The sequence below is a fragment of the Phenylobacterium sp. genome (genome assembly GCF_030679875.1).
GTDB lineage: Bacteria > Pseudomonadota > Alphaproteobacteria > Caulobacterales > Caulobacteraceae > Phenylobacterium.
Genome location: NZ_JAUXSP010000004.1, coordinates 1 through 7,190 on the forward strand (window position 1 = coordinate 1; position 7,190 = coordinate 7,190).

The 7,190-nt window shown below is 65.9% G+C and carries 8 protein-coding genes; 5 read left to right on the top strand and 3 right to left on the bottom strand.

Annotated features, from left to right (window positions below):
• The 3 genes from Q8K84_RS02690 to Q8K84_RS02700 all read right to left on the bottom strand — a co-directional run.
• On the bottom strand, positions 1–910 hold a 910-nt coding region (locus Q8K84_RS02690), incomplete at its 3' end, for a 2,4-dienoyl-CoA reductase FMN-binding domain-containing protein (protein WP_305280452.1).
• A gap of 8 nt (positions 911–918) precedes the next feature.
• Positions 919–1,770, bottom strand: a complete 852-nt coding sequence (locus Q8K84_RS02695; RefSeq protein ID WP_012274983.1) for a MaoC/PaaZ C-terminal domain-containing protein — start codon at positions 1,768–1,770, stop codon at positions 919–921.
• Positions 1,771–1,799: 29 nt separating this feature from the next.
• On the bottom strand, positions 1,800–2,375 hold the full coding sequence (locus Q8K84_RS02700) for a carboxymuconolactone decarboxylase family protein (RefSeq protein ID WP_305280461.1): 576 nt from the start codon (positions 2,373–2,375) through the stop codon (positions 1,800–1,802).
• A 146-nt stretch (positions 2,376–2,521) separates the two neighbouring features.
• Between Q8K84_RS02700 and Q8K84_RS02705 the strand changes: the two genes are divergently transcribed.
• From Q8K84_RS02705 to Q8K84_RS02725, 5 genes are all read left to right on the top strand, one after another.
• A complete protein-coding gene (locus Q8K84_RS02705) occupies positions 2,522–3,616 on the top strand; it encodes a zinc-binding dehydrogenase (RefSeq protein WP_012274981.1) in 1,095 nt (364 codons plus the stop codon).
• A gap of 56 nt (positions 3,617–3,672) precedes the next feature.
• Complete coding sequence (locus Q8K84_RS02710; RefSeq protein ID WP_293682127.1) at positions 3,673–4,839, top strand: transporter; 1,167 nt, start codon at positions 3,673–3,675, stop codon at positions 4,837–4,839.
• Positions 4,840–4,844: 5 nt separating this feature from the next.
• The gene (locus tag Q8K84_RS02715) at positions 4,845–5,276 is read left to right on the top strand and encodes a Zn-ribbon domain-containing OB-fold protein (protein WP_305280470.1); all 432 of its coding nucleotides are present in this window, start codon (positions 4,845–4,847) and stop codon (positions 5,274–5,276) included.
• A gap of 46 nt (positions 5,277–5,322) precedes the next feature.
• Positions 5,323–6,531 carry an acyl-CoA dehydrogenase family protein gene (locus Q8K84_RS02720; protein WP_305280472.1) on the top strand — a complete coding sequence of 403 codons (1,209 nt, stop codon included), beginning with the start codon at positions 5,323–5,325 and terminating at the stop codon, positions 6,529–6,531.
• On the top strand, positions 6,531–7,190 hold a 660-nt coding region (locus tag Q8K84_RS02725; protein WP_305280474.1), incomplete at its 3' end, for an acyl-CoA dehydrogenase family protein. The genes Q8K84_RS02720 and Q8K84_RS02725, both read left to right, overlap by 1 nt.

A 7,190-nucleotide genomic window follows, 5' to 3' on the forward strand; every position in this document is an offset into this window, starting at 1 on the left:
TGCCGTCGGCGATGAGGCGGTCGGCAAGCTCCGGGGTGTTGATCCGGTTCGACGCCACGACCGGCAAGTTGAGATGGGACCTGAGCCGTGCCGCGGCCCACGCGAAAGCTCCGCGGGGCACCATGTGGGCGATGGTGGGGATCCGCGCCTCGTGCCAGCCGATCCCTGTATTGACCAGGTTCGCGCCGGCGGCCGCGACCGTCTTGGCCTGATCGACCACCTCGTCGAAGGTGCTGCCGCCCTCCACAAGATCGAGCAACGACTGCCGGTAGACGAGAATGAACTCCTCACCGCAACGAGCGCGGACCGCCCGGACGATCTCGGCAGGCAGCCGCTGGCGATTGGCTGCAGAGCCCCCCCAGCGATCAGTGCGCTGATTGGTCCGCGGCGCCAGGAACTGGTTCAGCAAGTAACCTTCCGAACCCATGATCTCCACCCCGTCGTAGCCAGCCTCCTTGGCAAGCATCGCGGCGTTCGCGAAGTCCTCGATCGTAAGGAGAATCTCGTCCTCGGTCAGCTCGCGCGGCGTCAGCGGGTTAATTCTCGAGGCGATCGGTGACGGGGCGACGAGGCCGTCGTGACGCGCATAGCGGCCGGCGTGGAGGAGTTGCAGCACGATGAGCCCGCGGGACTGGCGCACAGCGGTCGTGATCCGGGCGTGTCCTGCCACGACGGCTTCGCGCATCACCGCGCCGTTCCGGCCCAGCCGGCCAGCCTCATTGGGCGATACGCCACCGGTTACGATCAGACCCGCGCCGCCTTGCGCCCGTCGGGAGAAGAACCGAGCCTGCCGATCGTATCCATCCGGCGCCTCTTCAAGGCCGGTGTGCATCGAGCCCATCAGCGTGCGGTTCGGGAGCGTCACGAACCCCAGGTTCAGCGGTGACAGCAGGTGAGGATAGGGCGACATGTCGATGCCTATGCTGGGACTGCGAATTTCGCCCTGGCTTGAGACAGGACGATACGGCCGTCTGCGGTTTCGCCCTGCACGATGGCCTCGCCGTCGCCTGTGCGCCAGATCTTGGTGACGATAGTGTCCCCATACAGCACCCGGTCAGCGAACCGGCCCTGGAAGGAATGGAAGGCGCCCGGATCGTCGGCGCATAGCTCTCGCAGGATGGCGCGACCCACAATGCCGTAGGTGCACAGCCCGTGCATGAAGGGCGCGTCGAACCCGCCCATCCTAGCGAACGCCGGGTCGATATGGATGGGGTTGCGATCGCCCGACAGCCGGTAGATCGCGCCTTGTTCGGGACGGGTCTGGAAGCTGGCCGTAATATCCGGGGCCCGGTCGGGCGCGGCGCTATCTCCGCCCGAGGGACCGCGCTCGCCGCCGAAACCGCCCGCGCCGCGGACGAACAGCGTGGCGTGGGTCCGGAAAAGGTCGCCGTCGGCGTCGCGGGCCACGCCCTCGACGCCCAGAACGGCAGCCTTTCCCTTGTCCCAGACCTCGGTGATGCGACCGCTCACCTCGACGCTGGCTTCGGGGGGGAGGGGCCGGAACAGCTCGATGGACTGTTCGCCATGAAGCAGCATCTCCAGACGCATGTCGACGGTGCGCATCAGACCCCCCAAGGCGCCGCCGCCCGGGATCACGGCATAGGTCGGCAGAACCTTCGGGCCGCGGCCTTCATAGATGAAGTCCAGGTCTTCCGCCGGCCGCCCGCCGACGCCCAGGGCGTAGAGCATGGTGTCCTTGGAGGTCCAGGTCTGGGTGGTGGCGGGGAGCTCCAACCCGACGAGATCGGACGAAATCGGTATGCGTGTCATGGAAACTCCGGCTCTATGGGGTGGGACACTCAGGTTCGTGGCGCTTGGCCATCCGGCGGCCAGGCCTCGACACCGTTTTCCAGCGGAATGCGCAGGCTCTTCAGGAGCTGGGAGAACATGGTCCAGTTGCCGATCGCAACCACCAGCTCAATGCGCTCGGCGTCCGTCGCCAGGTGGAGGCAGCAGGCTTCCCAGGCGGCGTCCGAGATCATGCCCTGATCGAGCGTGTCGTCGGTGGCCTGCAGCACAGCCCTGTCGGCCTCCGACAGGTTCGCGGCTCCCCGCCAGTCACGGGAAGCCGCCAGGTCGGCCTCGGGAATGTCGAGCCCGCGGGCCACCCGCCAGTGCTGGGTCCACTCATAGGCGGAGCCGGTCCTCCAGCCGATCCGCATGATGATCAGTTCGCGCAGGCGGGCGTCGAGCTTGTTGCCTCGAAAGAGGAGGGTAGTGAGCGTGGAGGCAAGCTCGCCCGCCACCGCGGGATGCCGCAGGAGGACGCGAAACACGCTGAGCGGCGCCATCTGTTCAGAAATCCCCGCCGACCCGGCCGCGTTCGCCGCCTCTTCCAGACTCAGAAGGTCGATCCTCGGGGCGTCGGCGGTCATTGGGTTCATTCCATTGGGAAGGGCTGAGGGCGTGAGCCTGCGGAAGCTGATCGAAGGTCCTTGCCTAGATGGGGATATAACAGATATACGTTTTCCGCCACATATATGTGTTATGATTTGTTGCTGCGCAGCTGGAGGCGAAGCTCGTGATTCCCGCCAAGACCTTTGCGATGGTTCAGACGGCGCCGCGCACGCTTGAAATGCGTGACTTGCCGATCCCCGATATCGAAGCCGACAGCGCGATTCTGAGGATCGAGGCCTGCGGGATCTGTGGCAGCGACTATGAGCAATTCGAGGGGGTTCTGAAAACGCCGATGCCGGTGATCCCCGGGCACGAGCCCGTAGGGATCATCGAGGCGATCGGTGACAAGGCCGCGCGCCGCTGGGGCGTCGATGTCGGCGATCGGGTCGCCGTCGAGACCATGCTGTCTTGTCATAGCTGTGACACCTGCTTGGGCGGCCGCTACCACCTCTGCGCCGACCGGCAGATTTATTCCTACATTCCGCTATCGAACATGCCGGGGCTCTGGGGCGCCTATGCCCAGTACATGTACCTCGCCCCCAACACGATCGTTCACAAGATGGACAAGACCTTGCCGCCCGAGCTCGCGGTGATGTTCAACCCGCTGGGGGCCGGGTTCCGCTGGGCGGTGGAGATCCCTCAGACCCAGGTCGGCGACACTATCGTCATCCTGGGACCGGGCCAGCGCGGTCTGGCCAGCGTCATCGCCGCGCGGCAGGCGGGTGCTGGGAAGATCATCGTGACGGGCATGGCCGCCGACGCCCGCAAGCTCGACCTCGCCCGGATCTTCGGGGCGCACCATACGATCGATGTCCAGAACGAGAACGCCATCGAACGCATCAAGGAACTCACCGGCGGGCGTGGCGCCGATGTCGTCGTGGAGGTGACCTCCTACGCCACCGACCCGGTGCGCGAAGCCCTCAGCTATGTGCGTCCCGGCGGTACGATCGTCCTGGCGGGGGTGAAGGGCTTCAAGCCAATACCGGACTTTGTCTCAGACCTGATCGTCTTCAAGGAGATCACCATCAAGGGGGCGATCGGCGTGACCTCGTCGGGATACCGAAAGGCCATCGACCTGATCGAGGCACGGTCGCTGCCACTTGAGCTGATGCACACTCACGACTTCGAGTTGAAGGACGCCGAACTGGCCATCCGGACGCTGGCGCGTCAGGTGACCGGAGATGAGTCCATCCACTCGTGCCTGATCCCGCCCACCTAGAGCAACAGTCTTCAGATCGTAACGCTTCGCCGATGTTCGAAAGACAGGAAAGAGCCGTGAGTTTCAGCGACAAGGCCGCCATCGTTGGCATCGGCGAGACCGAATACGTCAAAGGCTCGGAACGCACCGCCGTGGACCTGATGCTGGAGGCGGCCCGCAAGGCCATCGCCGACGCGGGGCTCAAGCCCTCGCAGATTGACGGGATGGTGCCGCCTCCGATCTACACGTCGTCCGAGGAGCTTGCCGCCAACCTTGGTGTCGATGTGCTGCGGTACGCCTCCACCGTACATATGGGCGGAGCTAGCCCCACCACAGCGCTGCAGAACGCCGCAACAGCCGTTGCTGCCGGCGTCGCCGACAACGTCCTCGTGGTGCTGGGGTGGAATGGCTACTCCGCGCTTCGTCCAAAGCCGGGCCGGCCGCCGCAGCGGGCCATGAACATGAACACGCTGACCCGCACCATCCAGGGTTTCTACATGCCCTACGGCGTGATGATGCCGGCACAAATGTATTCCTGGATCGCGATGCGCCACAAGCACCTCTACGGGGTGCCCGACGAGGCGATGGGCGAGGTGGCCTTGGCCTGCCGTGCGCACGCCCAGCTCAACCCACGGGCCGTGACCTATGGCCAACCTCTGGACATGGACGCCTACCTGGGCGCGCGGTGGATTTCCGAGCCCTTCCGCCTGTACGACTGCTGCCTCGAGACGGATGGCGCCTGCGCGGTTGTGGTCACCAGCGCCGAGCGGGCGCGCGACATGCCGCACCGGCCCGTGCTGATCGCCGGCGCAGCGGAAGGCCACCCCTATCCGGCAGATGACATTCCCTCCCGGCCCGACATGCTCAAGATCGGCCTGTCCTACGCCGCGCCCCGAGCCTTCGAGATGGCCGGCGTCACCGCCAGCGACATGGACTTCCTGCAGGTCTACGACTGCTTCACCTATGTCGTGCTGCTGCAGCTGGAAGCGCTGGGGTTCAGCGCGCCCGGCGGCATCTACGACTTTGTGAAAGACGGCCAGATCCAGCTCGGCGGTCGCTATCCCCTGAACACCCATGGCGGTCTGCTTAGCGAAGCCCACGTCTGGGGACTCAATCATGTGCTGGAAGCCGTGCGCCAACTTCGCGGCGACGCCGGTGCGCGACAGGTGCCGGGGGCCAGTATCGGCCTGGTCACCGGATGGGGCGATCTCGGTGACGGCAGTCTGGCGATCTTGAGGAACTGACACCCATGCAACCTCCCACCGTTCCCGCGCCGCTTCCCAGGACCCAGGATCCCATGGACGAGGCCTTCTGGCAGCAATGCCAGGATGGGCGGCTGCGATTCCAGCGTTGTTCGGACTGCGGCGCCTGGCGGTTCCTCCCGCGCTACATGTGCGCGCGATGCGGGTCTCCAGATTTCGCCTGGACGCCCGTCCGCGGGACCGGCAGTCTCTATTCGTGGACCGTCACCCATCAGGCGCTTCATCCCGCCTTCGCCACGGAAATCCCTTATGTCGCAGCGCTGGTTGAGCTCGACGAAGGCGTGCGGATGGCGAGCCGGTTGCTGAACTGCGACCGCAACACACTGAACCTGGGCATCCCCGTCGAACTGGTCTTCCGAGAGCTTGGAGACGGCTTCCGCCTGCCTTGCTTCCAGCCATCCGAACAGGTCGCGCCATGAGCTGCGCCCCGCTAAAGCGCCACGATCCTCTCGAAAGGACAGGCTGATGGATCTCACCTACAGCGCCGAACACCAGGCTTTTCGGCGCGAAGCGCTCGACTTCCTTGAGGCCCACCGCCATGCCGCCCCCAAGGGCGGCGGGGCTGCGCAGCGGCCCTCAGCAGAAGCGGTAGCCTGGCAGAAACTGTTGATCGCCCATGGTTACGCCGCGCGGACCATCCCGAAGGAATATGGAGGGTATGGGGCCGCGCCGGACATCCTGAAGTCCCGCATCATCGGCGAGGAATTCGCCCGTGCCGGCGTCCCACCGGGGCTACAGAACCAGGGCATTTCGATGCTGGTTCCGACGCTGTTGGAACTGGGGACGGAAGATCAGAAGCGCCAGTGGATCGGGCCGACGATCCACGGCGAGGTTATCTGGTGTCAGGGATACTCCGAGCCGGGCTCGGGGTCCGACCTCGCCAGCCTTCAGACGCGCGCAACGGAGGATGGCGACGACTTCGTCATTAATGGCCAGAAGATCTGGACCAGCACGGCCCGCGAGGCTGACATGATTTTCTGCCTCGTGCGCACCGAGCCGGACAAGGGAAAGCACGACGGAATCAGCTATCTGATCTTTTCGATGAAAACGCCGGGGATCGAGGTTCGCCCCCTGGTGACCATGACCGGGCACGCCGAGTTCAACGAGACCTTCTTCACCGACGTGCGCGTCCCGAAGTCCCAGATCGTGGGAAAGCGCGGGCAGGGCTGGTTCGTCGCCAACGCCACCCTCAAGCACGAACGCGGAATGCTGGGGGACCCGGGCCAGCTCGAAAGCCGCTTCCTTGCCTTGGCGGAGCTGATGCGGACTGAGACAGCCGGCGATGGCCGGATCATGGACAACCCGATCCTGCGAGATCGTCTGCTGCGGCTGCAGGCGGAACTCGCGGCGATGAAATTCAATGGGCTTCGCGTGCTGAGCGCCTCGGCGAACGGCGGCGAAGCGGGGCTCGCGCGGCTGATCGTCAAGCTACAGTCCTGCGAGCTGGCCCACCAGATATCGGCGCTGGCGATCGACGCCCTTGGCGAGCTCGGCGTGCTCTACGACGGCAGCCCGCACCTGCGCTCCCACGGCAGCTGGCAGCAGGCCTACATGTTCCAGCTTGGCCTGATCATCGGCGGGGGCACCGCGCAGATCCAGAAGAACATCATCGCCGAACGGGGGCTCGGCATGCCGCGTGAGCCGAAGCCCACCACGGAAGGGAGCCGCTCCTAATGGAATTCGGTCTTTCGAGCGAGCAGCGCATGCTGCAGGACGCCGTGGCCCGTTATCTCGCGGAGCAATCCCCGCTGCGCCATGTGCGAGATATCGCCGCCGCCGCGAAGCCCTGCAGCCCCGATGTCGCGGCGGGCCTGGCGGATCTCGGCGTGCCGGGGGTTATCATCCCCGCGGAATTCGGCGGGATGGGCCTTGGCCTGCTGGAAGCGGCGCTGGTGGCCGAAACGCTCGGCTTCAGCGTCGCGCCGGCGCATTTCGCGGGCGCGCATGTGATGGCGCCGCTGGCGATCCTGCTCGGCGGGTCGGACAGCCAACAGCAGGCGTGGCTGCCGCAGCTGGCGACCGGGGCGGCGAGGGCGGCCGTCGCAGTCAGCCAAGCCGTGGAGGTCCGGGACGGGGTCGGGGTTGTCGCCAGGGACGGGTGGCTGGACGGGACAGCATTGTTCGTGCTCGACGCTGCGGACGCCGACCTGTTCGTGGTGGCGGACACCACCGGCGCATTGCACCTGGTCGCAGCCGACGCGCCCGGTCTCACGCAGATTCCGCTGACGACCATCGACAAGACCCGCTCAGTCGGCGAACTCCGGATGACGGGCGTCAAGGCCGATCCGTTGCCCGGCGGCGGCGGCCGGACCACCCGCCGTATCATCGACGCG